Below are 24,994 nucleotides of genomic sequence, written 5' to 3' on the forward strand. Positions count from 1 at the left end.
GGACAGCTTGGAAGTCTACGACCGGTCACTGACAACGGCCGGGCACTCCGGAGTACGGTCGTGCGTTGGACAGGCCAGAACATCTGTCCCACGCGTCAGTACGGCGTACCGGACCATCCCGCACCAGGAGGCACCCAGCGATGTCGGAACCGCAGCCCACCGCTGAGCAGCGCGGCGAGCAGATCCTCTCCGTCTTCGACACCGCGTTCGGCGAGCTCCTCGCCGCCGACCCCGCGGCCTTCCGGGTCAAATTCCGCAAGATGGCGGCCTCGGCCTTCGCCTTCTACCGGGGCACGGCCTGCCTGTTCTACGGGGACGTGGAGCGCGAGCAGCACGGCGGGCCCTACCTGGACGAGCGCACCAGCCGGGTGTGGATCCACGGCGACCTGCACGCGGAGAACTTCGGCACGTACATGGACTCCACGGGCCGGCTGATCTTCAACGTGAACGACTTCGACGAGGCGTACGTGGGCCCCTTCACCTGGGACCTCAAGCGCTTCGCCGCCTCCGTCGCGCTGGTCGGCTACTCCAAGGCGCTGAGCGACGAGCAGATCACGGACCTCGTGCGCACGTACGCGGCGGCCTACCGCGAGCGCATCCACGCGCTGGCGACCGGTGCCAAGAGCGACGAGGTGCCGCCCTTCACGCTGGACACGGCCGAGGGGCCGCTCCTGGAGGCGCTGCGCGACGCCCGGTCGCTGACCCGTTTCAGCCTGCTGGAGTCCATGACGGAGATCCGCGAGTTCGAGCGCCGCTTCGCGGAGGGCGGCGGCTCCATCGAGCTGGACGCGGCGACGCGCTACAAGGTGCTCGCGGCGTTCGACGGGTACCTGGAGACGCTGCCGGAGGCCTCCCTCTCCCGTCCGGACTCGTACCGGGTGAAGGACGTGGTCGGGCGCCGCGGCATCGGTATCGGCTCCGCGGGCCTCCCCTCGTACAACATCCTTCTCGAGGGCAACAGTGACGCCCTGGAGAACGATGTCGTGATCTACATGAAGCAGGCCCAGACCCCGGCCGTCTCGCGGCACATCACCGACCCGGCGGTCCGCGGGTACTTCCAGCACGAGGGCCACCGCACGGTCATCTCGCAGCGCGCCCTGCAGGCGCACGCCGACCCGTGGCTGGGCTGGACGGAGCTGGACGGCGCCGGGCAGCTGGTCGCCGAGATCTCGCCGTACGCGGTGGACCTGGACTGGAGCGACATCGACGACCCGGAGGAGATCGCGGCGGTCGTCGCCGACCTCGGCCGGGCCACGGCGACGATGCACGCGGCGGCGGACGACCAGTCCGGCGAGTCGCTGGTGCCGTTCTCCACGGAGCGCGCCATCGACGCGGCGATCGCGGCCGACGAGGAGGGCTTCGCTCCCCTGCTGGTCGACTTCGCGCACTCCTACGGGGCACGCGCGCGTGCGGACCACCAGATCTTCGTGGACCTGTTCCGCAACGGCCGCATCCCCGGCCTGTAACGCACAGGAACCCTTTAGGCATCGCTTACCGGAAGGCATGGCACACTCTGCCGCGATGGACGACATATCCGGGACCCAGCTACGAGTGACGCGCGCGGCGCTGTTCACGGCTTGCGTCGTGACGCTGTCCGTCGCGTCGCACGTGCTGCTGTCCCGGGCCCCGCTGCCGCTCACGACGATCGCGGCGATCGCCGCGGCCGTCTTCGTGATCGCGTACGCGCTGGCGGGACGTGAGCGCGGCTTCGGCCGGATCGCGGCCCTGCTCGTCCCGCTGGAACTGGCCGCCGACACGGTCTTCACGACCGGCCAGCACGTCTGTTACGGCCAGGCCGGCGGCCCCGTCGCGGGACCCCTGCGCCAGTTCGGCTTCGACGTGCTGTGCGCCGGGAACGTGGGCACCCCGCTGGCCCGCATGACGGGCGGCGGCACGGAGCGGGCCGCCGCGCTCTTCGCGCACACCGACCCGGCGGCCTCCTGGCTGCTGCTCGGCGCGCACGTCGCCGTCGGCCTGCTCGCGGCCGCCTGGCTGCGCCGCGGCGAGCAGGCCCTGGCCCAACTGCTGCGCGCGGTGGCCGCCTTCGCGTTCCGGCCGCTGCTCATCGCGTTCGCCGCGGTCACCGTCCGGCGCGAGCCGGATGTGCGGCTGCCGCGCCCCGCCACGCGCGTACCGGCTTCCCGCACCCGGCTCTGGGTGCACTCCGTAGGACGGCGCGGGCCGCCGTGCCCGGCCGCCTGAGCCACCACCCGGCTCGGGCTCCGGCACGGCAGTCCCTCTACGTATGTCACTTACCTACGGAGCACGACCATGAGCAAGCGCAACACCCAGCAGTCGAAGTCCGCGGCCCGTGAGCGGCTGCGCGCCGAACGCGAGCGCCAGGCCAAGCGGGACAAGACGAAGCGGCAGGCGATCGTCGGCGTCTCCATCGTCGCGGTCCTGGCGATAGCCGGCGGCGTCGGCTACGCCGTGATGCAGGCCAACAAGCCCTCCCACTGGGAGACGGCGATGGACGCCAAGTCCTCCGCCGTGAAGGCGCCCAAGAACACCTCGGGCAAGGACGGCACGACCGTCGTCATCGGCAAGGCCGGCGCCAAGAAGACCATGAAGATCTACGAGGACTCGCGCTGCCCGGTCTGCGCCTCCTTCGAGCAGACGGTCGGCCCGCAGCTCCACAAGGACGTCGAGGCCGGCAAGTTCAAGCTCCAGTACGTCGGCGGCACGTTCCTCGACGGCGACGACTCGGCCAAGGGCGACGTCGGCACCAACGGCGAGGGCTCGAAGAACGCGCTGAGCGCGCTCGGCGCGGCCCTCAACGTGAGCCAGGACTCCTTCCTCGACTTCAAGACGGCGCTCTACTCGGCGAAGTTCCACCCCGAGGAGAACGAGGACAAGCTGAAGGACGACGACTACCTGATCAAGATCGCCGACACCGTGGACTCGCTCAAGGGCAACAAGGCGTTCCAGAAGGACGTCACGAACGGTACGTACGACGACTGGGCCATGAAGATGTCCAAGTCGTTCGACACGAACAAGGACGGCGTCACCGGCACGCCGAGCCTGGTCGTGGACGGCAAGAAGCTGACCGGTTCGGACGGCCAGAACGCTCCGATGACCGTGGCCGAGTACAAGACCGCGACGGAGAAGGCCCTCAAGGGCTGACGCCGGGTCCACGCACGGACGAAGAGCGGGCGAACCTTTCGGGTTCGCCCGCTCTTTGTATCTACCAGTCAGTAGTCTGACCGGCTGTGACCAGTCGACTTCAGCAATCCGTTCCCAGATCCACACCGGGCGCGCCCAGCGCCCCGAGCCGCCGTACGGTCGTCAAGGCCGCGGCCGCGGGTGCCGCGCTCGCCGCGCCGTTCGCCGCCGCGGCCCCCGCCCACGCCGCCGAGGCGCCCGCCTTCCTGCACGGCGTCGCGTCCGGCGATCCGCTGCCCGACGGGGTCCTGCTGTGGACGCGCGTGACGCCGGGCGCCGACGCGGTGCCCGGCTCCGGCAAGGGCCCCGACGTGCGGGTGAGCTGGGAGATAGCAACGGACAAGGCCTTCCGGCAGATCGTCGGCCGGGGAACCGTGACCGCGAGCGCCGCCTCCGACCACACGGTCAAGGCCGATGTAAGGGGCCTGCGCCCGGCGACCGCCTATTACTTCCGCTTCTCCGTGGACGCCACCCGCTCCCCCGTGGGCCGCACCCGCACCACCCCCGCCACCGACGCCTCCCCCGACGGCCTGCGCTTCGGCGTCGTCTCCTGCGCCAACTGGGAGGCCGGCTACTACTCCTCGTACCGGCACCTTGCCGCCCGCACCGACCTGGACGCGGTCCTGCACCTCGGCGACTACCTCTACGAGTACAAGACGGGCGAGTACCCGACCGCCGACTACACCGTCCGCGAGCACCGGCCGGCCCACGAGATCGTCTCGCTCGCCGACTACCGCACCCGGCACGGCCAGACCAAGACCGACGCCGACGTCCAGGCGATGCAGGCCGTGCACCCGCTGATCGCGATCTGGGACGACCACGAGTTCGCCAACGACGCCTGGTCGGGCGGCGCGGAGAACCACACGCCGGGCACCGAGGGCGACTGGCAGGCGCGCCAGCAGGCCGCGAAGCAGGCCTACTTCGAGTGGATGCCGGTCCGGCCGTCCACCGCGGGCACGGTCTTCCGCCGCCTGCGCTTCGGCAACCTGGCCGACCTCCACCTGCTCGACCTGCGCTCGTTCCGCTCCGAGCAGTCGAGCGTCGGCAACGGAGCGGTGGACTCCCCGGAGCGTACGATCACCGGCCGCGCCCAGCTCGACTGGCTGAAGTCCGGGCTCACCGCGTCGAACGCGCGCTGGAAGCTGGTCGGCACCTCGGTGATGATCTCGCCGGTCGCCTTCGGTTCGCTGCCCGCCCACATCGCGGGCCCGCTGGCCGAGTTGCTCGGCCTTCCGAAGGAAGGCCTGGCGATCAACGTCGACCAGTGGGACGGCTACACGCACGACCGCGCCGAGCTCATCTCCCACCTGCGCGAGCACGCCGTCCGCGACACCGTCTTCCTGACCGGCGACATCCACATGGCGTGGGCCAACGACGTGCCGGTCAAGGCGGCGACGTATCCGCTGTCCCCCTCCGCCGCGACGGAGTTCGTGGTCACGTCCGTGACCTCCGACAACCTGGACGACATCCTGCACGTCGCCCCGGACACGCTCTCCACGGTCGCCGAGGGCGCCATCAAGGCTGCCAACCGGCACGTGCGCTGGCTGGACATGGACCGCCACGGATACGGCGTCCTGGACGTCACGGCCGAGCGGACGCAGATGGACTTCTACGTGATCTCCGACCGCGCGGACCGGAGCGCGACATCGGCCTGGCAGCGCTCGTACCGCACCCTCACCGGCACCCAGAAGGTCGAGCGGGCGGACGCCCCGGTCGCGTAACGAGCGCCTACAGCGTTTCGAGGAAGCCGAGCGCCACCCGCCAGGTGGCCTCGGCGGCCTCCTCGTCGTAGTCCGGCAGATCGGGGTCGGTGTAGATGTGCCCCGCGCCCGCGTAGCGGTAGACCTCCACGTCGGCCCCCGTGCGCCCCATCTGCAGGTACCAGGCGGTCAGCCAGTCGTCCGTCTCGAACGGGTCGGGCTCGGCGACGTGCAGCTGGACCGGGAGCTCGTCCACGCTGACGCCCTCCGCGATGTCGGACGTGCCGTGCAGGAGCAGCAGCCCCTTCGCCTTGTCGTCGCCGAGGGCGAGGGTCTGCGCGGTCGCGGCGCCGAACGAGAACCCGGCGTAGACGAGACCACGGTCGGAGTAGGGCGCGGCCGCGAGGACGGCGCGCTTGAGCAGCTCGTCCTTGCCGATCTCGTCCTTGAAGGCCATGCCCTCCTCGACGGTGTCGAAGGTGCGGCCCTCGAAGAGATCAGGGGTCCACACCTCGTGTCCGGCGGCCCGCAGCCGGTCGGCCGCGGCCTCCACGGCGGGCCGCAGACCGAACGCCGAATGGAAAAGCATGATGTTCATGGGCTCCATGGTGCCAGGGCCCCCGCAGGTTGGGCGCGCCCGATCCCGGTTACCGTCGTGGCATGGAGAACGTACTGCGTCCACTGATCGTCATTGGTGGCTCGGTCGTGCTCACGCTGTTGGTGGGGTGGGCGGTCGACCGGCTGCTGCTCCGCACCGACCAGCGCCACCACGAGACGCCGTTGTGGGGACTGCTGCGCCGCTGTCGGCTGCCGCTCCAGGTCGTGCTCTGCGCGGCGCTCCTGAGGGGTTCGTACGACCAGTCGGGGCTCGCGAAGGGGCACGGCGGCACCGTTGGAGAAACGCTCAACCTGGTCCTGATCGGCGCCACCGCCTGGCTCGCCGTCCGGATCTCCTCGGCCGTCGTCGAGTCGTCCTACGCCCGCTACGCCACCGCCCAGCGCGACCCGGCCCGGGTCCGCCGCGTGCGCACCCAGGTCACCCTGATCCAGCGCGTCGTCATCGCGGTCGTCGGCGTGGTCGCGGTGGCCGCGATGCTCCTGACGTTCCCCGCCTTCAGAGCGGCCGGGGCCTCACTGCTCGCCTCGGCCGGCATCCTCGGCATCGTCGCCGGTGTCGCCGCGCAGTCCACGCTCGGCAACCTCTTCGCGGGCCTGCAGATCGCGTTCGGCGACATGGTGCGGATCGGCGACACCGTGGTCGTGGACGGCGAGTGGGGCACGGTCGAGGAGATCACCCTCACCTTCCTCGCCGTGCGCACCTGGGACGAGCGCCGGATCACCATGCCGGTCTCGTACTTCACGTCGAAGCCGTTCGAGAACTGGTCGCGCGGCGGCGTCCAGATGACCGGCACCGTCTTCTTCCACCTCGACCACAGCGCGCCCGTGCCCGAGATGCGCGAGAAGCTGCACGACATCCTGCGCGAGTGCGCCGCCTGGGACGGCCGCGACTGGGGCCTCGCCGTCACCGACACGACGCCCAGCACGCTGCAGGTCCGCGCCCTGGTCACCGCCAAGGACGCGGACGACATCTGGACGGTGCGGGTCACCGTCCGCGAGCAGCTCGTGCGCTGGCTGACCGAACAGCACCCGTACGCGCTGCCGCGGATCAACACGGCGACGGCCCTGGTCGCCCCGGACGAGGCGGACTCCCTGCCGGACCACGTACTCAGCCGCAACGGCCGCGCGCCCCGGACGGGCCGGGGCTAGTGCCGTTCTAACGTCCCAGGAACTCCCCGCCGTTGACCTGGACGATCTGCCCGCTGACATGGCCGCCGCCCGGCGACGCCAGCCACAGCACGGTGGCCGCGATGTCGTCGGGCGTCCCGGCGCGACCGGTCAGGGTGGCGTCGACCCGGCGCCGGTACTCCGCCTCGGGCATCGAGGGCCCGAAGAAGTCGGTGTCCTCGATGTAGCCGGGCGCGACGGTGTTCACCGTGATGCCGCGCGGACCGAGGGCCTTCGCGAGGTCGTACGTGTACGGGTGCAGGGCCGCCTTCGAGGCTCCGTACGAACCCTGGCCCGAGCCGCGCAGCGCCGCGATGGAGGACACGAACACGATCCGGCCGCCGGGCGAGGCAAGGTGCTCGCGCAGCGCCTCGGTGAGCAGGACCGAAGTGAGCGTATTGATCCGGAAGTTGGCGTTCCAGTCGTGGGCGACGGCGTCGAGCGGATCGGCCCCTTCCGGAGCCGGGAGCAGCCGGCCGCCGAGCCCGCCGGCGCTGTGCACCATCACGTCGACCGTGCCGTCGAACGCCTCGAGCGCGAAGTCGGCGGCGCCGCGCGCCCCTTCGACCGTACTGAGGTCGGCCGGGTACTTCAGGGCGCCGATCACCCCGGCCTTCTCCAGGACCTCGATCCGCCGCCCGACCAGCAGCACCCGGTCCCCCTCCGCGGCGAAGGCCCTGGCCGCCGCGAGTCCGATGCCCGTACCGCCGCCGGTGATTATCACGTTGCGTGCCATACGCACGAGCCTAGGCCGCCACACGGTCCCCGGCCCGATCTCTAGCGCAAACTGCGCACATCCAGTTTCCTGAGCACCCGGTCGACCACCTCCGGATCGGAGCCCGCTTCGCTGCGGGCCGCGAGCACCTCGTGCCGGGCCGCCGACATCATCTCCGCCTGGATCCGGCGGATCCGCTTGATCCGGGCGTCCCGCTTGGTCTGCTTCTCGCGCCGCTCGTCCGCACCGATCTCCGGGTTGATGCGCAGGCCGATGTCGAACGCGCGGCGCAGCATCTGCTCCTGCACCTCCTCCGGCAGCTCCTCGACCTCCTCGATCTCCTTGAGCCGCCGCTTCGCCGCCTTCGCGGCCCGCACCGCGAGCTGCCGCTCGTACTCCCGCTCGGCGGTGTCGTCGCTGCGCACCCCGAGCTTGCGCACCAGCCACGGCAGGCTCAGGCCCTGCAGCACCAGGGTCGCCATGATCACCCCGAACGCGAGGAAGACGATCTCGTCCCGGTCCGGGAAGGGCGAACCGTCGTCCATGGTCAGCGGGATGGCGAGGGCCAGGGCCACCGAGGCCACGCCGCGCATTCCGGCCCACCACATGACGACCGTCTCGCGCCAGCTCACCGGGATGTCCTCGTCGACATCGCGCCGCAGGTGCATCCGCCGTGTCACCCATGTCATCGGCAACAGCCACAACAGCCGTACGACGATGACGACCCCGACGACCGCGCCCGCCCAGCCGAGCATCTCGCCCCAGCGGCCCTCCGCGGTCCTGACGACGTTGTGCACCTCCAGGCCGATGAGGCCGAACGCGACGCCCGTGACGAGGGTGTCCACGACGTCCCAGAAGGCCCGCCCGGTGAGCCTTGTGAGCACGTCGTCGGCGTCGAAGGCGTGCTCGGCCAGGAACATGGCCGTGGTCAGGACCGCGAGCACGCCCGAGCCCTTGAGCTCCTCGGCGAGTACGTACGAGGCGTAGGGGATCAGGAGCGTGAGGCCGATCTGGAGCGTGGCGTCGCCGAGATAGCCGATGAGCTTGTTGGCGATCCAGCCGAGGGCCCAGCCGACGGCGATGGCGACGACCGCGGACAGGACGAGTTCCAGCGCGGCGTGCGGCAGCGAGAAGGTGCCACTGACGGCGGCGGCGATCGCGACGTGGTAGAGCACGATCGCGGTCACGTCGTTGAACAGTCCCTCGCCCTCCAGGATCGACACCATGCGCCGGGGCAGGCCGAGTTGGCCCGCGACGGCGGTCGCGGCGACCGGGTCCGGCGGCGCCACCAGCGCGCCGAGCGCGACGGCCGCGGCGACCGGCAGGCCCGGCACGATGGCGTCGGCGGTGAAGGCGACCGCGGCCGTGGTGACGAAGACCAGGGCGACGGCGAGCAGGAAGATCGGCCGTTTATTGGCCGCGAACTGGCGCCAGGACGTGCGGTGCACGGCCGCGTAGAGCAGCGGTGGCAGCACGAGCGGAAGGATCAGATCCGGGTTGATGTCGACGTTCGGCACCGCCTGGATCAGCGCCAGGGCGATGCCGAGCAGGGTCATCAGGACCGGGGACGGCAGGCCGAGCCGGTCACCGAGCGGGACGGTCAGCACTGCCCCGAGCAACAGCACGAACAGCAGGGCCAATTGATCCACAGGGGACTCCGACCAGACTCGACGATCATGTGCGTTCCGGCCTCAAGAGTGCCACGCGCTTCAGATCAAACCGGTCTTTTTGGGTCCGGGGGCCGCGACGCCGCAAGGCCGCGATACCGCCGCCGACTAGCCGAGCGTCTTGCGCATCGCCCGGTGGTCGATGCCGGCGTCGAGGAACTCGGGCCCGTACGCGACGTATCCCAGGCGCTCGTAGAACCCCAGCGCGTGCGTCTGCGCGTGCAGATCCACGGCGGCGAGCCCGCGCGCGCGGGCCGCGTCCTCGATGGCCCGCACCAGCGCGGCGCCGACGCCGAGGCCACGCGCCGCCTTCGTCACGGCGAGCCGCCCGAGAGCGCCGACGTCCCGCGCCCCGCCGTTCTTCACGGCGGCGGCCTCGCCCGTCAGCAGCCGCCCGGTGCCGAGCGGCTCCCCGTCCTGCCGGACGGCCAGGACGTGCACGGCCCCGGCGTCGTACGCGTCGTACTCGATGTCCTCGGGCACGCGCTGTTCGACGACGAAGACCTCCTTGCGGACGGCGAAACAGGCCTGCCGGTCCACTTCGTCCTCGGCGACACGGATCACATACGCGGGGAGGGGGGTGCTCACTCGCTCTCCGCCCTGACCCTGTCGAGGGCCGTCTGCAGATCGTCCGGGTAGGCGCTCTCGAACTCGACCCACCGGCCGTCCGCCGGGTGCTCGAAACCGAGCCGCACCGCGTGCAGCCACTGCCGCGTGAGACCGAGCCGCTTCGAGAGCGTGGGGTCCGCGCCGTACGTCAGGTCGCCCACGCACGGGTGCCGGTGAGCGGACATGTGGACGCGGATCTGGTGGGTGCGCCCCGTCTCCAGCTTGATGTCCAGGAGCGAGGCGGCACGGAAGGCCTCGATGAGGTCGTAGTGCGTGACGGACGGCTTGCCCTCGGCGATCACGGCCCACTTGTAGTCGTGATTCGGGTGGCGCCCGATCGGGGCGTCGATGGTGCCGCTCATGGGGTCGGGGTGGCCCTGCACCAGCGCGTTGTACCGCTTGTCCGGGACGCGCTCCTTGAACTGGCGCTTCAGCGACGTGTACGCCCGCTCCGACTTGGCGACGACCATCAGTCCTGACGTGCCCACGTCGAGCCGGTGCACGATGCCCTGGCGCTCGGCGGCGCCGGACGTCGAGATCCGGTACCCGGCGGCGGCGAGGCCACCGATCACGGTCGTCCCGGTCCAGCCGGGGCTGGGGTGGGCGGCGACTCCCACGGGCTTCATGATCACGACGATGTCGTCGTCGTCGTGCACGATCTCCATGCCCTCGACGGGCTCGGCGACGATCTGTACGGGAGCGGGCGCCTGCGGCATCTCCACTTCCATCCAGGCGCCGCCGTGCACCCGCTCGGACTTGCCCACGACCGAGCCGTCCACCGCGACCTTTCCGGCGGCGGCCAGCTCGGCGGCCTTGGTGCGGGAGAAACCGAACATGCGGGAGATGGCGGCGTCTACGCGCTCGCCCTCCAGGCCGTCGGGAACGGGCAGGGTGCGGACCTCGGGAATCGTGCTCACCCATCGAGTATGCAGGAGCCCACCGACACTCCCGCACACGAGCCCTGTGACCTCGGTCTTCGTGTGCCTGTGGGACCCGCGCCTCAGTCCTTGTGGACGGACCCGTCGGGGTCGATGCCGCGGAAGGACAGCAGCACGATCAGGATGCCGCCGCACACGATCGCCGAGTCGGCGAGATTGAACACCGGGTAGTGCTTCGGCGCGATGAAGTCCACCACGGCGCCCTCGAAGACGCCCGGTGCCCGGAAGATCCGGTCCGTGAGGTTGCCGAGCGCCCCGCCGAGCAGCAGGCCGAGGGCGATCGCCCAGGGCGTGCTGTAGAGCTTGCGGGCGAGCCGGGCGATCACGACGATCACGGCGGCGGCGATCAGGGTGAAGATGATCGTGAAGGCCTCGCCGATGCCCCAGGCGGCGCCCGGGTTCCTGATCACCTCGAGCTGCAGCCAGTCACCGATGACGTGGATGGCGTCGCGGTGCTCCAGCTTCGCCACCACGATCAGCTTGCTGCCCAGGTCCAGGACGTACGCGAGCGCGGCCACGATGAACAGCGCGGCGATCCGCCGCCTGCCCCTCGGCGCGTCCTGGACCTGCTCCTCGGCCTGTTCCGGAACCTGCTTCTCGGCCTGCTCCGGCTCGGGTGCCCCCGCATCCGGGGAATCCGGCGTACCGATGATGCGCTCCGCCTCTGCCACGTGAGTCCCTCAACCTAGTACCTGACTGAGGACGAGAGTACGGCACGCCCGGACGCACCCACACGGTGTGGTACCCGGGCGCGGGCCCAGCGCGATGCTCAGTTGCGCCGCTCCTGCTTCTGCTTGCACTCGACGCACAGGGTCGCGCGCGGGAACGCCTGCATGCGCGCCTTCCCGATCGGGTTCCCGCAGTTCTCGCAGAGCCCGTACGTCCCCGCGTCCAGGCGCTCCAGGGCCCGCTCGGCCTGGAGCAGCATCTCGCGGGCGTTGGCGGCGAGCGACATCTCGTGCTCGCGGGTGATGTTCTTGGTGCCGGTGTCCGCGTCGTCGTCGCCGGCCCCGTCCCCGGAGTCGCGCATCAGCCCCGCGAGGCCCTCCTCCGCGGCGGCGATCTCGCTCCCCAGCTGCAGCACCTCGGTCTGCAGCTCGGTGCGCGCCTCCTCGGCCTCCTCCGGGGTCCAGGGATCCTCGCCCGGGCGGACGGCCAGCTCACCGGGTTCGGCGGTGCCGCGCGCCTTGGGAACCGCGCCCGGCTTCTTGGTCGCCGTGGCCGTGCCCTGAGTCTTCTTCGCAACCACTGTCGTGGCTCCCGTCGTCTTCGCGGCCTCGGCCGCGTCCTCGGTCGCGGAGGCGACCGTCTTCTTCGCGGCCGTGGTCGACCTCGCCGCGGCCTTCTTCTTGGGCGCGGACTTCTTGGCGCCCTCGACCCCGGCCTTGCCCGTAGCCGTCTTGCTCGTAGCCGTCTTCTTGGTCGCGCTCTTCGCCGGCGCCGCCTTCGTGGTCGTGGCCTTCTCCGGTGCCGCCTTCGTAGACGTGGCCTTCGTGGACGTGGCCTTCGCACTCGTCTGCTTGCGGGCCGTCGTGTGCGACGCGGCGGTCGACTTCTTCTTGCCGGTGGGCGTCTCCTTCGGCTCGGGCGTCTCCGACGCCCTCGCTCCGGCTGCGGCCTTCCCGGCACCGCCGGAGGCCGCCGCGCCCGTGGTTCTGCCGGACTCCGACTGCTGAACGGCGGTCTTCTTCGCCACCATGGTCGCGGCCCCTTCACAATTTGTGATCTTGCTCGCGAATCGTGCTGGGACGATAAATCGACTCCAGGCCCGCGGCAACGGGGCGCACCACAGGACCCGGCCCCGCGCGACGGTTTCGTGACCGCCCCGCGACGAACCTGCAAGCGTTGTGCCCAGCTCCCCGCTTGGTAATCCGCCGGTATCCCGTCCGCCCCGGGCCCGCCCGGCGACCGGCCGGGATCGGACGGCCGGCGTATGGCCATTCGGGTCACCGGACGCACCCGCACCCCGCCCTCCCGGGCCCCCGCGAAATCCGGTCGGCCGCCTCCTCCCGGGCGCCGTACACTGGGCGGAGCGAGAAGCGTGGATGGGGCCGAGTAGCGGCGTACGCAGCCAAGAGCGAACCGGGGACGGTGGAAGCCCGGCGGCGAGCGCGACGCGAAGATCACCCCGGAGCCGCCGGAAGAACGCCGCAGCGCACAGCCAGCGGCCAGTAGACCCGGCATCGCGACCCCAATGAGGGGGCTCACCGGAGCGCAGCACGCCCCGGCGGGCCAAGGAGGGTGGTACCGCGGGAGCGCGCCGCACACGGCGCAGCAGCCTCTCGTCCCTCCGACGGAAGAAGGCAGATCCGCCGGAGGAAGACTGATGACGCAGTACCGCCAGGTGCCCGCCCAGGTCGACCTGCCCGCCCTCGAGCACGCGGTGCTCGACTTCTGGGACGAGCAGAAGATCTTCGCCAAGACCCTGGAGCAGTCCGAGGGGCGCCCCGAGTGGGTGTTCTACGAGGGCCCGCCCACGGCCAACGGCATGCCGGGCGCCCACCACATCGAGGCCCGCGTCTTCAAGGACGTGTTCCCCCGGTTCCGTACGATGCGCGGCTACCACGTGGCCCGTAAGGCGGGCTGGGACTGCCACGGCCTCCCGGTGGAGCTGGCGGTCGAGAAGGAGCTCGGCTTCAGCGGCAAGAAGGACATCGAGGCGTACGGCATCGCCGAGTTCAACGCCAAGTGCCGCGAGTCCGTGACCCGGCACACCGACGCCTTCTCCGACCTGACGACCCGCATGGGCTACTGGGTCGACCTCGAGGACGCGTACCGGACGATGAACCCGGAGTACGTCGACTCGGTCTGGTGGTCGCTGAAGGAGATCTTCAACAAGGGCCTCCTGGTCCAGGATCACCGCGTCGCCCCCTGGTGCCCGCGCTGCGGCACCGGCCTCTCCGACCATGAGCTGGCCCAGGGCTACGAGACGGTCGTGGACCCCTCGGTCTATGTCCGTTTCCCCCTCACCTCCGGTCCGCTGGCGGGCCAGGCCTCGCTCCTCATCTGGACGACGACCCCGTGGACCCTGGTGTCCAACACGGCGGTCGCCGCGCACCCGGACGTGACGTATGTCGTCGCCACGAACGGCGAGGAGAAGCTGGTCGTCGCCGAGCCGCTCGTCGAGAAGGCGCTCGGCGAGGGCTGGGAGACCACCGGCGAGTCCTTCACCGGCGCGGAGATGGAGCGCTGGAAGTACCAACGTCCGTTCGAGCTGGTGGAGTTCCCGGCCGAGGCGCACTACGTCGTCAACGCCGACTACGTGACGACCGAGGACGGTACGGGTCTGGTCCACCAGTCCCCCGCCTTCGGTGAGGACGACCTCAAGGTCTGCCGCGCGTACGGCCTGCCGGTCGTGAATCCGGTGCTGCCCGACGGCACCTTCTCCCCGGAGGTCCCCCTCGTAGGCGGTGTCTTCTTCAAGAAGGCCGACGAACAGCTGACCGAGGACCTCCAGAACCGCGGCCTGCTCTTCAAGCACATCCCGTACGAGCACAGCTACCCGCACTGCTGGCGCTGCCACACGGCACTGCTCTACTACGCGCAGCCGTCCTGGTACATCCGCACCACGGCCATCAAGGACCGCCTCCTTCAGGAGAACGAGAAGACCAACTGGTTCCCGGAGACCGTCAAGAACGGCCGCTTCGGCGACTGGCTGCAGAACAACATCGACTGGGCGCTCTCCCGCAACCGCTACTGGGGCACCCCGCTGCCGATCTGGCGCTGTGAGGAGAACCACCTCACCTGCGTCGGCTCGCGCGAGGAGCTCACCCAGCTGACCGGCACGGACCAGTCAGAGCTCGACCCGCACCGCCCGTACATCGACGACGTCACCTTCACCTGCACCCACGAGGGCTGCTCCCTCGAAGCGGTGCGCGTGCCCGAGGTCATCGACGCCTGGTACGACTCGGGCTCCATGCCGTTCGCGCAGTGGGGCTACCCGTACAAGAACAAGGAACTCTTCGAGTCCCGCTACCCGGCGCAGTTCATCTCCGAGGCCATCGACCAGACGCGCGGCTGGTTCTACACCCTCATGGCGATCGGCACCCTGGTCTTCGACAAGTCGTCCTACGAGAACGTGGTCTGCCTCGGCCACATCCTCGCCGAGGACGGCCGCAAGATGTCCAAGCACCTGGGCAACACGCTGGACCCGATCCCGCTGATGGACCGGCACGGCGCGGACGCGGTGCGCTGGTTCATGGCGGCCGGCGGCTCCCCGTGGGCGGCCCGCCGCGTCGGCCACGGCACCATCCAGGAGGTCGTCCGCAAGACGCTCCTCACGTACTGGAACACGGTCGCCTTCCAGGCCCTGTACGCGCGTACGACCGAGTGGGCGCCGAGCGAGGCGGACCCGGCCCCGGCCGACCGCACGGTGCTCGACCGCTGGCTGCTGTCCGAGCTGCACCAGCTCACGGACGAGGTCACGACGGCCCTTGAGGCGTACGACACCCAGCGCGCGGGCAAGCTGCTCTCGGCGTTCGTCGACGACCTCTCCAACTGGTACGTGCGTCGCTCGCGCCGCCGCTTCTGGCAGGGCGACAAGGCCGCGCTGCGCACCCTGCACGACGTGGTGGTGACGATCACTCAGCTGATGGCGCCGCTCACGCCGTTCATCGCGGAGCGCGTGTGGCAGGACCTGGTCGTGCCGGTCACCCCGGACGCCCCGGAGTCGGTGCACCTGTCCTCGTGGCCCGAGGCCGACCGCGCGGCGATCGACCCTGAGCTGTCGACGCACATGGCGCTGGTCCGCCGACTCGTGGAGCTCGGCCGCGCCACGCGCGCGGAGTCGGGGGTCAAGACCCGCCAGCCGCTCTCGCGCGCGCTGGTCGCGGCGACGGGCTTCGCCAACCTCTCCCCCGAGCTCCAGGCCCAGATCACGGAGGAGCTGAACGTCTCCTCCCTGGCCTCGCTCTCGGACGTCGGCGGCAGCCTGGTGGACACCACCGCCAAGGCGAACTTCCGGGCGCTCGGCAAGCGGTTCGGCAAGCGCGTCCAGGACGTGGCGAAGGCGGTCGCGAACGCGGACGCCGCGGCGCTCTCCCTGGCCCTTCGCGAGGGCAACGCCGCGGTGGAGGTCGACGGCGAGAAGATCGACCTCGCCCCGGATGAGGTCATCATCACGGAGACGCCCCGCGAGGGCTGGTCCGTGGCCTCGGACTCCGGTGCCACGGTGGCGCTCGACCTGGAGCTCACGGAGGAGCTGCGGCAGGCCGGCCTGGCCCGTGACGCGATCCGCCTGATCCAGGAGGCCCGCAAGAACAGCGGCCTGGACGTGGCGGACCGGATCGCCCTGCGCTGGACGTCCACGGACCCGGCGGTGATCTCGGCCCTGTCCGAGCACGCGGGTCTGATCGCCGACGAGGTCCTCGCCACGGACTTCGCCCAGGCCGAGCCGGACGACACGTACGGCTCCGCCTTCACGGACGAGGGCCTGAGCCTGACCTTCCACCTCCGCAAGGCGTAACCCCTGCTGGGGCGGGCGACCCGGGTCGCCCGCCCCAGCCGTCTCCCCAGAAACGTTTCTGGGGAGACGGCCCTTCGGCGTTTCGTACCCGGGACGCACACCAGAACGCCCACCCGAGCGGCACGCAAAAAGACCTTGGCCCGGATCGCAGAAACGATCCGGGCCAAGGTCTGAATGAATGCCGACGCCTAGCTACTACCTGGCGCTACGAGCAAACGCGCCGCTCAGTTGTCGTCCTCGTCGATGAGGAAGCCTCGCATCGGCGACGGAGCCTGTCCCATCGGCTGCGGACCCTGCGGCCGCACCGGAGCCATCGGCTGCGTCATCGCGGGCGACATCTGCTGCTGGCCGCCGCCGTACGACGGGCCGCCGTTCTGCTGGTTGCCACCCATCGGCTGGTTGCCGCCGTAGGACGGCGCACCCGCACCGGCCGGAGCCATGGAAGGCGCCGGGGACGGCGGCAGGCTCGCGGTCGCGGGGGTACGCGGCGGGGCCAGCGAGTCGTCGGCCTGGGTCTCCAGCTGGCGCAGCTGCGACTCCAGGTACGACTTCAGACGCGTGCGGTACTCGCGCTCGAAGCCGCGCAGGTCCTCGACCTTGCGCTCCAGCGTGGCGCGAGCGGACTCCAGGGAGCCCATCGCTACGCGGTGCTTCTCCTGCGCGTCCCGCTCCAGGGCGTCGGCCTTGGCACGGGCGTCACGCTCAAGACCCTCGGCACGGCTGCGCGCCTCGCCGACGATCTTGTTCGCCTCGGAGCGGGCCTCGGCGATCGCCTGGTCGGCGGTCTGCTGGGCCAGCGAGAGGACACGGGCGGCGCTGTCGCCACCGGGGCCCTGACCGGGCTGCGGCAGCTGCGGGCCACCGTGGCCGCCCATGGGGCCGCCCATCGGGCCACCCAGCTGCGGCTGCTGGCCCATCGGACCCTGGCCCATCGGGCCGGGACCCTGCTGCGGTCCACCCTGCGGGCCGTGTCCACCAGGACCGGCCGGCAGCTGCGGGGCACCGCTCGGCAGCTGGGGCGGGCCACCCATGGGGCCGCCCATCTGCTGCTGCGGCGGGCCCGATATACCCGCGGGCACCGGGGCGCCCGGGCCTCGCATGCCCTGCGGGGGGCCCTGCTGCTGCTGGTCCTGCGGACCCTCGGGTCCACCGGGACCGCCAGGCCCACCGGGGCCACCAGGTCCACCGGGACCCTTGCGCATGCCGCCCTGCTGCTGATTCTGGGCAGCGGCACGGGTGGCTGCGGCAAGTTTCGCCCGCAGGTCCTCGTTCTCACGTAGGAGACGAGTCAGTTCGGCTTCGACCTCATCGAGGAAGGCATCGACCTCGTCCTCGTCATAGCCTTCTCGGAGGCGGACGGTCGTGAACTGCTTGTTCCGCACGTCCTCGGGGGTCAACGGCATCTCTTCACCTCAACGTTGTCGTCGGCATTCGGCAAGACCGTAGTTGACATCGCGCTCACACCGAGCCCACGAGGGTAATCAGGATGTAGACGATGATCATCAGTACGAAGAAGGACAGGTCGAGCGCCACGCCCCCGAGACGCAGCGGCGGAATGACCCGCCGCAGAAGCTTGAGCGGTGGATCAGTGACAGTGTAGGTGGCCTCCAGAACGACCACCATCGCCTTGCCGGGTTGCCACGAGCGGGCGAACTGGAAGACGTAGTCCATGACCAGCCGGAAGATCAGCACGATGAGGAAACACATCAGCGCGATGTAGACCACATCAAAAAACACGCCCATGTCGGCGGTTCCCTCTCCCCTGTGTCTCGTGCCTTGTGACTAGTTGGTAGCTAGCCGTTCGTACTTTGCTGCGTCTCAGCTCTGGTTGAAGAACCCGCCCTCTGCGATACGGGCCTTGTCCTCCGCCGTGACATCGACGTTAGCAGGCGACAACAGGAACACCTTCTGTGTCACTCGCTCGATGCTCCCGTGAAGACCGAACACAAGACCGGCGGCAAAGTCGACAAGTCGCTTCGCGTCGGTGTCGTCCATCTCCGTCAGATTCATGATCACCGGGGTGCCCTCACGGAAGTGTTCCCCGATGGTACGGGCCTCGTTGTAGGTCCGGGGGTGCAATGTGGTGATGCGGTAGGGCTCCCGCTCGGACACGACCTTGGGCATGATCACCGGTGCGTTCTTCTCCAGGCTCTGACGTTCAGGTGTGATGGATGCCACGGGGGCGATTCGTGCCGGACGTCCGGATTCAGCGGCTAGCGAAGCGGATTGGCGCGCCGGCTCACGCTGAGCCGGAGGCTGCACCACTCTGACCGATTCCTCCACATCCGTCGTAGCATGGGAGTTGTGTGACTGATGCGACGGCTCGTGCCGTCGACGGTCACGCTCGGGCTCCGGGTCGAGTTCGGGCTCGAAGTCGTCATCGGGGTCGAACCCCCGGCCGTCGTACCCATCGTCCTCCACGAGGCCGAGGTAGACCGCCATCTTGCGCATCGCGCCGGCCATTCTCTGAGTCCTCCGCTCTGTGGTGGATCGGCTGACGTCAACCAAAGTGCCCGCGATCCACGTGGCCTCCCCGCCCATCAGCGAGAATGACCATATTTTCTGCTGTGGTCCGACTTCTTCGCGACGTTACCCGAGCCGGGGTCGGACACCGAGGACCGCGGTACCGACGCGCACATGTGTCGCTCCGGCCGCCACGGCCTGCTCAAGGTCCGAACTCATCCCTGCCGAGACCATGTTCGCAGCCGGATGGGCCGCGCGCATGGCAGTCGACAAATCCATGAGCCGCTCGAACGCCGCCTGTTGCCGCCCCGCGTAGTCCCCGGTGAGCGGCGCGACGGTCATCAGTCCGTCGAGCCGCAGCCCCGGAGCCTCGGCCACGCGCGCGGCCAACTCCTCCACTCCACCCGGGCCGATGCCCCCGCGCTCCCCCCGGCCGTCCGCACCGGCGTCGAGCGCGACCTGGATCAGGCAACCCAGTTCGCGGTCGGCCCGCACGGCTTCCTTGGAGAGCGCCGTGACGAGCTTGCCCCGGTCAATGGACTGCACCAGACCGGCATAACTCGCCACGGAACGGACCTTGTTGGTCTGGAGCTGACCGACAAAGTGCCAAGTGAGCGGCAGATCCGAGCAATCCGCGGCCTTGGGCGCCGCGTCCTGGTCCCGGTTCTCCGCCACGTGCCGCACGCCGAGGCCGGACAGGATCCGCACATCGCTCGCCGGGTAGGTCTTCGTGACCACGATGAGGGTCACGTCGTCCCGCTTGCGCCCGGCCGCCGCGCAGGCCGCGGTGATACGTTCCTCCACCGTGGCCAGGTTCGCGGCGAGCTCTGCCGTACGTTCCTGAAGGTTCGTCATGTCGTCTCAGTCCAGCCAGACATAGCCGGCGAGTCGGCCGGTGGCCTTGTCGCGGCGGTACGAGAAGTGATCGTGCGACTCAAGTGTGCACACCGGCGACCGCTCCCGGTCACGCACCCCGAGCCGCTCCAGCTGGGCGTGCACACCGGCGGTCACATCGACGGCCGGTGTGCCCCAGCTGGTCTCGGCGTACGCCGCCGGTTCCACCGCCGCGACCTCGGCCCGCATCTCGGCCGGCACCTCATAACAGCGTCCGCAGACCGCGGGCCCCGTGCGGGCGATGATCCGGGCCGGCTCGGCGCCCCGCTCCACCATCGCCCGGACCGCGGCCGGCACCACTCCGGCGACCATGCCGGGGCGTCCCGCGTGCGCGGCGGCGACGACCCCGGCGACCGGGTCCGCGAGGAGAACGGGGGTGCAGTCCGCCGTCAGCACGGCGAGCGCGAGTCCGCGCCGCGTCGTGACGAGGGCGTCGACGCACGGAATGTCGGCTTCGGTGGGCCAGGGCCCGTCCACCACCGTCACGTCGGGGCCGTGCACCTGGTTCATCCACACGACACGGGAGGCGTCGAGACCGAGCGCCTGGGCTGCCAGCTCCCGGTTGCGGAGCACGGCTTCGCGGTCGTCGCCGACCGCGCCGCCGAGGTTGAGCTCCTCGTACGGAGCGGCGCTCACCCCGCCCCACCGGTCGGTGAAGGCGAAGTGCGCGCCACTCTCGGAAGCCACTGTGTGAGGTTGTCCTGTCACTGCGGTGATCCGACCTGCTCCACGATCACGTTCAGAAACACGTGATCACTTGAGGAAGTCCGGCACGTCGAGCTCCTCGGCCTGGCTGTCCGGGTAGGACGGCCGCGGAACCTGCGGCGGGGCGGGCGGGGCCACCGGCGCCTCGTTCACCGGGGCGGGTGCCTCGGCCGGCGGGGTCGGCGTCTGCGGCTGGGACTCCTCGCGCTGGGTGACGCTGCCGAGGTTGCCGAAGGACGGACGCGCGGGCTCGGGGGCCGGCGTCGAAGGCCGCGGCGGCGCCGACTCGTCACGCTTGGCGGTCGACGAACCGACCACGTTGTCCCGCTTGTTCGGCGGCTGCCCGCCGTCGAAGCCCGCCGCGATGACGGTGACCCGCACCTCGTCGCCGAGCGCGTCGTCGATGACGGCGCCGAAGATGATGTTCGCCTCGGGATGGGCCGCCTCACTGACCAGCTGCGCGGCCTCATTGATCTCGAAGAGACCGAGGTCCGAGCCGCCGGAGATGGACAGCAGCACGCCGCGGGCGCCGTCGATGGACGCCTCGAGGAGCGGCGAGGAGATCGCCATCTCGGCCGCGGCCACCGCGCGATCGTCTCCGCGGGCGGAGCCGATCCCCATCAGAGCCGAACCCGCCTCGGACATCACGGACTTCACGTCCGCGAAGTCGAGGTTGATGAGCCCCGGGGTGGTGATGAGGTCGGTGATGCCCTGGACACCGGAGAGCAGGACCTGGTCCGCCGACTTGAAGGCGTCGAGGACGGAGACCTGCCGGTCCGAGATGGACAGGAGCCGGTCGTTCGGGATGACGATGAGGGTGTCGACCTCTTCGCGGAGCTCGGCGATGCCGTCCTCCGCCTGGTTGGCCCGGCGCCGTCCCTCGAAGGTGAACGGCCGCGTGACCACACCGATCGTCAGGGCGCCGAGCGAGCGCGCGATGTTGGCCACGACGGGTGCGCCGCCGGTGCCGGTGCCGCCACCTTCACCGGCGGTGACGAAGACCATGTCGGCCCCCTTGAGGACCTCCTCGATCTCCTCGCGGTGATCCTCGGCCGCCTTGCGGCCGACGCCCGGATTGGCTCCGGCGCCGAGTCCGCGGGTGAGTTCACGGCCGACGTCGAGCTTGACGTCCGCGTCGCTCATCAACAGGGCTTGCGCATCGGTGTTGATGGCGATGAACTCGACGCCCTTGAGACCGACCTCGATCATCCGGTTGATGGCATTGACACCACCGCCGCCGACACCGATGACTTTGATGACTGCGAGGTAGTTCTGCGGTGCTGCCACGTCGAAGGCCTCTCGCCTCGAGTTACGTGTCGCCGCCTCGCGTTCTACGGTGCGACGACTGATGCCGAATTGGGGCGGTCCGGACTACTAGTTGACTACTAGTCGACTGCCGACCCGAACCCTAACGCTGAAGTTTAGGGTTACCAGTGTGTCTGTTTCCTGGACTCTTCCGAACCTGACACTAAGTCGACAAGTGGCGCCCGTTCAACGAACACGCCGAACCTCCCGTTTTTCTTTTCACCCTATGTGATCAGCCGTGTCGATGCCCAACCAGGGTGCTGGCCTGCATCAATGTGCGTCAACTCCCGGACACGGCAGGGGCCGTGGGAACACTCACGTCCAAGTGCCTGGCCTTCGGCGCGGCTTTCATGAGAGCGGTGAGAGTACGTGCCTTCGTGTCACCCTGCTCGGCGCTCCCCCAGGCGACGGTCCGCCCTCCGGACAGCTCCAACGAGATGGCGTCGTACGAACGGACCTTGACGGTCCGCGTGTCACGCGCGACCGGCTTCGGAAGCTGCCCGGCGACCCGCACCGCCTCTCGCACGAGCCGACTGGGGCCGAAACGCCGCAGGCTGGCCTCGGCGCTCCCCTGATCCGGCGTCAATTCGAGGCGGGGAACACCCTTCAGGGGCTTGTCCACCGTCGCGAAACGAACGCCTTCACGGTCGACTTCGACGAACTTGTCTGAATTTCTGCCGTCTTCGACAATCAGAACCGGCTTGCGCTCCGTCACTTTCAGCCCGATTCCGTGCGGCCATGAACGGACCACGTCAACCGAGTCGATTCGGGGCAATTCCCGGCGCAGCCGGTCCTCAATGGCGTCCGTGTCCACGGAGATCAGCGGGGCACCCACCGGCACGGCGGCCGCGTCGCGGACCTGAGAGGGAGTCAGGACCCGGGTGCCGGAGGGCTTGACGCGCTCCACGCGCAGCCACGGCGAGCCGTACAGCAGCCAGGTGCCGCCCGCGCCGAGCAGCACGAGCAGCACTCCGGCCACGACAAGGGTGCGCACGCTCGGCATGCGCACCCATCCCGCGGCGGGGGGCGGCTCGGACGCCTCGGACGACTCTTGTTCGCGATCCGTAGTAGTGGGTCCGGCCACTGTCCCCTGCCTTACCTTCGTCTACTCGCTAACGACGCGAGTTGATCGCCTCGTACACCATCCCGACGAGCAGGTCGTCGGCGTCCCTGCGGCCGAACTCGGCGGCCGCGCGGGACATCTCGTACAGCCGGTGCGGGTCGGCGAGCACGGGCAGGACATTGGCCTGGACCCACTCGGGGGTCAGCTCCGCGTCGTCGACCAGCAGGCCGCCGCCCGCCTTGACCACCGGCTGGGCGTTGAGCCGCTGTTCGCCGTTGCCGATGGGCAGCGGGACGTACGCGGCCGGGAGCCCGACGGCGGAGAGTTCGGCGACGGTCATCGCGCCCGCGCGGCAGAGCATCATGTCGGCCGCGGCGTACGCGAGGTCCATCCGGTCCACGTACGGTACCGGGATGTACGGGGGCATCCCCGGCATCTGCTGGACCTGCGGCAGTTCGTTCTTCGGGCCGACCACGTGCAGCACCTGGATGCCGGACTGCTGGAGGAACGGCGCGACGCGCGTGACGACCTCGTTCAGGTGCCGGGCACCCTGGGAGCCGCCGGAGACGAGCAGCGTCGGCAGGTTCGGGTCGAGGCCGAACGCGGCGCGCGCCTCGGGCCGCTTTTGCGCCCGGTCGAGCAGCGCGATGGTGCGGCGCAGCGGGATGCCGATGTAGCGCGAGTTGCGCAGCTTGCTGTCGGGCGAGGAGACCGCGACCTGCGCCGCGTACCGCGAACCGATCTTGTTGGCCAGACCTGGCCGCGCGTTGGCCTCGTGCACCACGATCGGCACGCCCAGCCGCTTGGCGGCGAGGTAGCCGGGCAGCGCCACGTATCCGCCGAAACCGACGACCGCGTCCGCCTTGGTGCGCTCCATGACCTGCTCGGCCGCCTTGATGGTGCCGCGCAGCCTGCCGGGAACCGTGATCAGTTCGGGCGTGGGCTTGCGCGGCAGCGGTACGGCGGGGATCAGCGCCAGGTCGTAGCCGCGCTCCGGTACGAGGCGGGTCTCAAGGCCGCGTTCCGTGCCCAGGGCCGTGATGCCCACGGTCGGGTCCGCCCTGCGCAGGGCGTCCGCGAGGGCGAGCGCCGGCTCGATGTGGCCGGCGGTCCCCCCACCGGCGAGTACGACATGCACCGAAATTCACCGCTCTCTGGACGGGCGCGCCGAGGCGCGCCGTCGCATCGTGTTCCATCTCATCCCCCGGCCTCCCGGGCTCCGCCGCATGGCGAGTGCAGCCCGCGCCGCCGGCTCGTCCCGCGCGAACGCGATCAGCAGCCCCACGGCGAACATGGTCGGAAGCAGTGCGGACCCCCCGTACGAGAACAGCGGGAGCGGGACTCCGGCGATCGGCAGCAGGCCGAGCACCGCACCGATGTTGACCACGGCCTGTGCCGTGATCCACGTCGTCACGCCTCCCGCGGCATAGCGAACGAAGGGGTCCTCCGTGCGTCCGGCCACGCGGATACCCGCATAGCCTAGAGCCGCGAACAGGGCGAGCACCGACAGCGTCCCCGCCAGGCCCAGTTCCTCACCAGTGATGGCGAAGATGAAGTCGGTGTGCGCTTCGGGAAGTTGTCCCCACTTTTCCACACTTGCCCCGAGGCCGGAACCGAAGAGTCCGCCGGAGGCCAGGGCGTAGATCCCGTGCAGTCCCTGCCAGCACATGTCGCCGGGTCCCGCGTCGGCGCTGCCCAGGCAGGCGAGGCGGGCCATCCGGTTCGGGCTGGTCTTGATGAGGAGCAGCCCGATCATGGCGGCCACCGACAGCACGCCCACGAAGAGCCGCGTCGGTGCCCCGGCCGTCCACAGCAGGCCGAAAAGGATCGCGGTCAGCAGGATCGCCGTGCCCATGTCGCCACCGAGCATGATCAGCCCGAGCAGCATGAAAGCCACCGGAACGAGCGGCACCAGCATGTGCTTCCACTGGGTCAGCAGCCGCTTGTCGTGTTTACGCGCCAGCAGATCGGCGCCCCACAGGATCAGCGCCAGCTTCCCGAACTCGCTGGGCTGCAGCATGAAGGGGCCGCCGAGCGTGATCCAGTTCTGGTTGCCGTTGATCGACACCCCTATCCCCGGCACCTGCACGAGGACCATGAGGAAGACACTGACGGCGAGGATCGGGTAGGCGAGCGCCCGGTGCAGTTTCACCGGCATCCGCATCGCGATCAGCAGCAGGACGCCGCCGATGACGGCCGCGACGAACTGCTTGCGGAAGAAGTACGAGCTGGACAGGCCCATCTGCAGGGCCGTGATCATCGAAGCCGAGTAGACCATGACCAGGCCGAGGACCGTGAGCAGCAGCGCGGCCCCGATGATCAGGTAGTACGCCGTGAGCGGCCGGTCCCAGGCGCGCTTGGCCTGGGCGTACAGGCGGCGCGCCGGGTTGACCCGGGCCCGGTAGACCTTGCTGGTCTTCCGCGGGGGTGCGGCGGGGCGCCCGGTCGTGCGGGGAGGACTGCTACCGGCCATGACCGTCCCCCACCGATGAGCCGTACGTCTGCGCTGCCACGTTCCCCTCCC

At 70.0% G+C, this 24,994-nt stretch carries 22 protein-coding genes; 6 read left to right on the forward strand and 16 right to left on the reverse strand.

Translation table 11 applies throughout. The features are described from left to right. Positions 1 to 140 precede the first annotated feature (140 nt). The 4 genes from OKJ99_RS22995 (at position 141) to OKJ99_RS23010 (ending at position 4,883) form a co-directional block, all read left to right on the forward strand. The gene (locus tag OKJ99_RS22995) at positions 141 to 1,466 is read left to right on the forward strand and encodes a DUF2252 domain-containing protein (protein ID WP_326019245.1); all 1,326 of its coding nucleotides are present in this window, start codon (positions 141 to 143) and stop codon (positions 1,464 to 1,466) included. A gap of 55 nt (positions 1,467 to 1,521) precedes the next feature. Further along, positions 1,522 to 2,202 carry a hypothetical protein gene (locus tag OKJ99_RS23000; protein WP_326019247.1) on the forward strand — a complete coding sequence of 227 codons (681 nt, stop codon included), beginning with the start codon at positions 1,522 to 1,524 and terminating at the stop codon, positions 2,200 to 2,202. Between the two features lie 69 nt (positions 2,203 to 2,271). Beyond that, positions 2,272 to 3,123 (forward strand): thioredoxin domain-containing protein, encoded by an 852-nt coding sequence (locus OKJ99_RS23005; protein WP_326019249.1) that lies wholly within the window; start codon positions 2,272 to 2,274, stop codon positions 3,121 to 3,123. A gap of 86 nt (positions 3,124 to 3,209) precedes the next feature. Continuing rightward, positions 3,210 to 4,883 (forward strand): alkaline phosphatase D family protein, encoded by a 1,674-nt coding sequence (locus OKJ99_RS23010; protein ID WP_326019251.1) that lies wholly within the window; start codon positions 3,210 to 3,212, stop codon positions 4,881 to 4,883. Positions 4,884 to 4,890: 7 nt separating this feature from the next. On the opposite strand, the gene OKJ99_RS23015 is transcribed toward OKJ99_RS23010, so the two are convergent. After that, entirely contained in the window at positions 4,891 to 5,460 is a 570-nt protein-coding gene (locus OKJ99_RS23015; RefSeq protein WP_326019252.1) for a dienelactone hydrolase family protein, read from the reverse strand. 62 nt (positions 5,461 to 5,522) lie between these two features. Between OKJ99_RS23015 and OKJ99_RS23020 the strand changes: the two genes are divergently transcribed. Then, positions 5,523 to 6,629: a mechanosensitive ion channel family protein gene (locus OKJ99_RS23020; protein WP_326019253.1), complete on the forward strand. Its 1,107-nt coding sequence runs from the start codon at positions 5,523 to 5,525 to the stop codon at positions 6,627 to 6,629. 7 nt (positions 6,630 to 6,636) lie between these two features. Here OKJ99_RS23020 and OKJ99_RS23025 read toward each other — a convergent pair whose 3' ends face one another. The 6 genes from OKJ99_RS23025 to OKJ99_RS23050 form a co-directional block, all read right to left on the reverse strand. After that, positions 6,637 to 7,383, reverse strand: coding sequence for an SDR family NAD(P)-dependent oxidoreductase (locus OKJ99_RS23025; RefSeq protein ID WP_326019254.1), 747 nt, complete (start codon positions 7,381 to 7,383; stop codon positions 6,637 to 6,639). 41 nt (positions 7,384 to 7,424) lie between these two features. Beyond that, positions 7,425 to 9,011 (reverse strand): Na+/H+ antiporter, encoded by a 1,587-nt coding sequence (locus OKJ99_RS23030; RefSeq protein WP_326019255.1) that lies wholly within the window; start codon positions 9,009 to 9,011, stop codon positions 7,425 to 7,427. Between the two features lie 126 nt (positions 9,012 to 9,137). Beyond that, positions 9,138 to 9,617 carry a GNAT family N-acetyltransferase gene (locus tag OKJ99_RS23035; protein WP_326019256.1) on the reverse strand — a complete coding sequence of 160 codons (480 nt, stop codon included), beginning with the start codon at positions 9,615 to 9,617 and terminating at the stop codon, positions 9,138 to 9,140. Further along, entirely contained in the window at positions 9,614 to 10,555 is a 942-nt protein-coding gene (locus OKJ99_RS23040; protein WP_326019257.1) for an RluA family pseudouridine synthase, read from the reverse strand. Before OKJ99_RS23040 ends, OKJ99_RS23035 begins: the two co-directional genes overlap by 4 nt. Positions 10,556 to 10,638: 83 nt before the next feature. Continuing rightward, complete coding sequence (gene lspA, locus OKJ99_RS23045) at positions 10,639 to 11,247, reverse strand: signal peptidase II (RefSeq protein ID WP_326019258.1); 609 nt, start codon at positions 11,245 to 11,247, stop codon at positions 10,639 to 10,641. Between the two features lie 98 nt (positions 11,248 to 11,345). After that, the gene (locus tag OKJ99_RS23050) at positions 11,346 to 12,275 is read right to left on the reverse strand and encodes a TraR/DksA C4-type zinc finger protein (RefSeq protein ID WP_326019259.1); all 930 of its coding nucleotides are present in this window, start codon (positions 12,273 to 12,275) and stop codon (positions 11,346 to 11,348) included. Positions 12,276 to 12,902: 627 nt separating this feature from the next. Here OKJ99_RS23050 and ileS point away from each other — a divergent pair. Next, a complete protein-coding gene (gene ileS, locus OKJ99_RS23055; RefSeq protein WP_326019260.1) occupies positions 12,903 to 16,040 on the forward strand; it encodes an isoleucine--tRNA ligase in 3,138 nt (1,045 codons plus the stop codon). A 224-nt stretch (positions 16,041 to 16,264) separates the two neighbouring features. Here the strand turns inward: ileS and OKJ99_RS23060 are convergent, their stop codons facing one another. The 9 genes from OKJ99_RS23060 to ftsW all read right to left on the reverse strand — a co-directional run bounded on the left by OKJ99_RS23060 (position 16,265) and on the right by ftsW (position 24,943). Then, positions 16,265 to 17,443 (reverse strand): DivIVA domain-containing protein, encoded by a 1,179-nt coding sequence (locus OKJ99_RS23060; RefSeq protein ID WP_326019261.1) that lies wholly within the window; start codon positions 17,441 to 17,443, stop codon positions 16,265 to 16,267. Between the two features lie 55 nt (positions 17,444 to 17,498). Further along, complete coding sequence (locus tag OKJ99_RS23065) at positions 17,499 to 17,783, reverse strand: YggT family protein (RefSeq protein WP_326019262.1); 285 nt, start codon at positions 17,781 to 17,783, stop codon at positions 17,499 to 17,501. A gap of 75 nt (positions 17,784 to 17,858) precedes the next feature. After that, entirely contained in the window at positions 17,859 to 18,503 is a 645-nt protein-coding gene (locus OKJ99_RS23070; RefSeq protein WP_326019263.1) for a cell division protein SepF, read from the reverse strand. A 126-nt stretch (positions 18,504 to 18,629) separates the two neighbouring features. Beyond that, positions 18,630 to 19,358, reverse strand: coding sequence for a YggS family pyridoxal phosphate-dependent enzyme (locus OKJ99_RS23075; RefSeq protein WP_326019264.1), 729 nt, complete (start codon positions 19,356 to 19,358; stop codon positions 18,630 to 18,632). Positions 19,359 to 19,364: 6 nt separating this feature from the next. Next, entirely contained in the window at positions 19,365 to 20,105 is a 741-nt protein-coding gene (gene pgeF / locus OKJ99_RS23080) for a peptidoglycan editing factor PgeF (RefSeq protein ID WP_407700746.1), read from the reverse strand. 45 nt (positions 20,106 to 20,150) lie between these two features. After that, the gene (gene ftsZ, locus OKJ99_RS23085; protein ID WP_326019266.1) at positions 20,151 to 21,389 is read right to left on the reverse strand and encodes a cell division protein FtsZ; all 1,239 of its coding nucleotides are present in this window, start codon (positions 21,387 to 21,389) and stop codon (positions 20,151 to 20,153) included. A 298-nt stretch (positions 21,390 to 21,687) separates the two neighbouring features. Further along, on the reverse strand, positions 21,688 to 22,491 hold the full coding sequence (locus tag OKJ99_RS23090) for a cell division protein FtsQ/DivIB (RefSeq protein ID WP_326019267.1): 804 nt from the start codon (positions 22,489 to 22,491) through the stop codon (positions 21,688 to 21,690). A 28-nt stretch (positions 22,492 to 22,519) separates the two neighbouring features. Beyond that, positions 22,520 to 23,608 (reverse strand): undecaprenyldiphospho-muramoylpentapeptide beta-N-acetylglucosaminyltransferase, encoded by a 1,089-nt coding sequence (gene murG / locus OKJ99_RS23095; protein ID WP_326019268.1) that lies wholly within the window; start codon positions 23,606 to 23,608, stop codon positions 22,520 to 22,522. 6 nt (positions 23,609 to 23,614) lie between these two features. Further along, complete coding sequence (ftsW, locus tag OKJ99_RS23100; protein ID WP_326019269.1) at positions 23,615 to 24,943, reverse strand: putative lipid II flippase FtsW; 1,329 nt, start codon at positions 24,941 to 24,943, stop codon at positions 23,615 to 23,617. Between the last annotated feature and the right edge of the window lie 51 nt (positions 24,944 to 24,994).

Origin of the sequence: Streptomyces endophyticus, from assembly GCF_035798155.1 — a bacterium.
Lineage (GTDB): Bacteria > Actinomycetota > Actinomycetes > Streptomycetales > Streptomycetaceae > Streptomyces > Streptomyces endophyticus.